A 2,248-nucleotide genomic window follows, 5' to 3' on the forward strand; every position below is an offset into this window, starting at 1 on the left:
GGCTACTGGGGGAGCCGGGATTCCGTGGACAGGGCGGGGGTTGGAGCCGGGGACGGGCCGGTGTGGCGCACATCTTCTCCTTCTGGGAGAGCCGTGCCTTCTACGACTCCTTCATGGCGCGCTCCCACGACCGGCTCGCCGCGTCGCAGTCGGGCACCTTCAAGGACATGCAGGTCAAGCTCTTCGACCACCGGTTCGACGTGAAGACCGGATTCGAGCCGCGCTTCACGGACGCCGATCTGGTGCGGGTCGCGCACTGCCGCGTCCACGAGGAGCGAGCCGAGCACTTCGCCCTGATGCAGGAGAAGGTCTGGAACCCCGCGATGGCCGGCTCTCCGGGCATGCTGCGCGGCCTCTTCGGTGAGGCACCCGCTCACGAGTTCATCATCCTCTCCATGTGGCAGTCGGCCGCCGAGCACGGCAAGTACCGTGTCGAACGCATCGAACGCCTCGCCCTGCGTGCCCAGATCGAGGCCGATGTCGCCGCCATGACCGGGGACATCGTGGAGCTGGAGCCGAGCTGGACGGTTTGAGATTCCGACTCGGGTGAGTTTGAATTTCCAATCTTACTGGTCGGCGTGCGGGAGCTGTGTGACCTACGCCGTATGCCAGCCGGACGAGTGCTCGATCCGCCCTCGTCCCCTTTAGGGTCTTGGCATGGCACGACCACGGCGCATCATCCTTGTCCGACACGGCGAGTCAACGGGCAATGTTGATGACACCGTGTACGAGCGCGAGCCCGACCACGCCCTCGCGCTCACCGATCTCGGCTGGCAGCAGGCGGAGGAGACCGGCAAACACATCCGCGACGTCGTCGGCCGTGAGCGCGTCAGCGTCTATGTCTCCCCGTATCGCCGGACACACGAGACGTTCCAGGCGTTTCACCTGGACCCCGAGCAGGTGCGCGTGCGCGAGGAGCCACGGTTGCGCGAGCAGGACTGGGGCAACTGGCAGGACCCGGACGACGTACGCCTCCAGAAGGCCTACCGGGACGCGTACGGCCACTTCTTCTACCGCTTCGTGCAGGGGGAGTCGGGCGCCGATGTCTACGACCGGGTCGGCGGCTTCCTGGAGAGCCTCTTCCGCAGTTTCGAGGACCCCGACCACCCGCCGAACGTCCTGCTGGTCACCCATGGGCTCGCCATGCGCCTGTTCTGCATGCGCTGGTTCCACTGGACGGTCGCCGAGTTCGAGTCGTTGTCGAACCCCGGGAACGCGGAGATGCGGATGCTCGTTCTCGGGGAGGACGGGAAGTACACGCTCGACCGGCCGTTCGACCGCTGGCGGGACCCGGAGTCGTACGGGGCCACCAGTTAGAGTGGCAGGGCGATGACCGCTGACTTCTCTCCTTCCGGCCCCCTCGACCGGGCCCTTTCCAGCCTGCGCGGACTCGCGGTGGGGGACGCGCTGGGCTCGCAGTACTTCGTGCCCGTGAACTACCCGTTGCTCAAGCGCCGCGAGACCCCGCCCGGCCCCTGGCAGTGGACCGACGACACCGAGATGGCCTGCTCCGTCGTGGCCGTCCTTGCGGCCCACCACCGGATCGACCAGGACGAACTCGCCCGCTCCTTCGCGGTGCACCACGATTTCGACCGGGGCTACGGCCCCGCGGTCAACCGTCTGCTGCGGCTGGTCCGCGAGGGTGGCGACTGGCGTGAGCTGGCCTCCGCGCTCTTCAACGGTCAGGGGTCCTGGGGCAACGGCGCGGCCATGCGGATCGCCCCGCTGGGCGCCTGGTACGCGGACGACCCCGAGCAGGCCACCCACCAGGCGGAGATCTCGGCCTACCCCACGCACCAGCACCGTGAGGCCGTCGTCGGCGCCATGGCCGTCGCGGCTGCCGCCGCCCTCGCGGCCGATCCCTCCGGACCGCCGAGCCCCGGAGCGTTGCTCGACGGGGTCATCGCACTCGTCCCGAAGAGCGCCGTCGGCGCCGGCCTGCGCCGTGCACGGGACATGCTCGACTACGCCGACGCGGACACTGTCGCTGCCGTGCTGGGCTGCGGGCGGCGTACGACGGCGCACGACACCGTGCCGTTCGCGCTCTGGTCTGCGGCACGCGCTCTCGGGGACTACGAGCGGGGCTTCTGGACCACGGCCCAGGTGGGCGGCGACGTCGACACCACCTGCGCCATCGTCGGCGGAGTGATCGCTTCCGGTAAGGCCGGGGCGCCCCCCGAGGCCTGGATGCGGCAGACCGAGGCGTTCCCGGACTGGCTCCAGGTGGAATAACCGACCGGGGGTGGGT

General features: G+C 69.1%; 3 protein-coding genes. All 3 read left to right on the forward strand.

What is annotated here, in order from left to right:
- A partial coding sequence (locus tag P1P70_RS43670; protein ID WP_319247928.1) for a DUF4937 domain-containing protein occupies nucleotides 1-533 on the forward strand: 533 nt, incomplete at its 5' end.
- A gap of 124 nt (nucleotides 534-657) precedes the next feature.
- On the forward strand, nucleotides 658-1,317 hold the full coding sequence (locus tag P1P70_RS43675; protein ID WP_319247930.1) for a histidine phosphatase family protein: 660 nt from the start codon (nucleotides 658-660) through the stop codon (nucleotides 1,315-1,317).
- 12 nt (nucleotides 1,318-1,329) lie between these two features.
- On the forward strand, nucleotides 1,330-2,232 hold the full coding sequence (locus tag P1P70_RS43680) for an ADP-ribosylglycohydrolase family protein (RefSeq protein WP_319247932.1): 903 nt from the start codon (nucleotides 1,330-1,332) through the stop codon (nucleotides 2,230-2,232).
- Nucleotides 2,233-2,248 lie beyond the last annotated feature (16 nt).

It is taken from the genome of Streptomyces sp. MB09-02B (assembly GCF_033794485.1).
Lineage (GTDB): Bacteria > Actinomycetota > Actinomycetes > Streptomycetales > Streptomycetaceae > Streptomyces.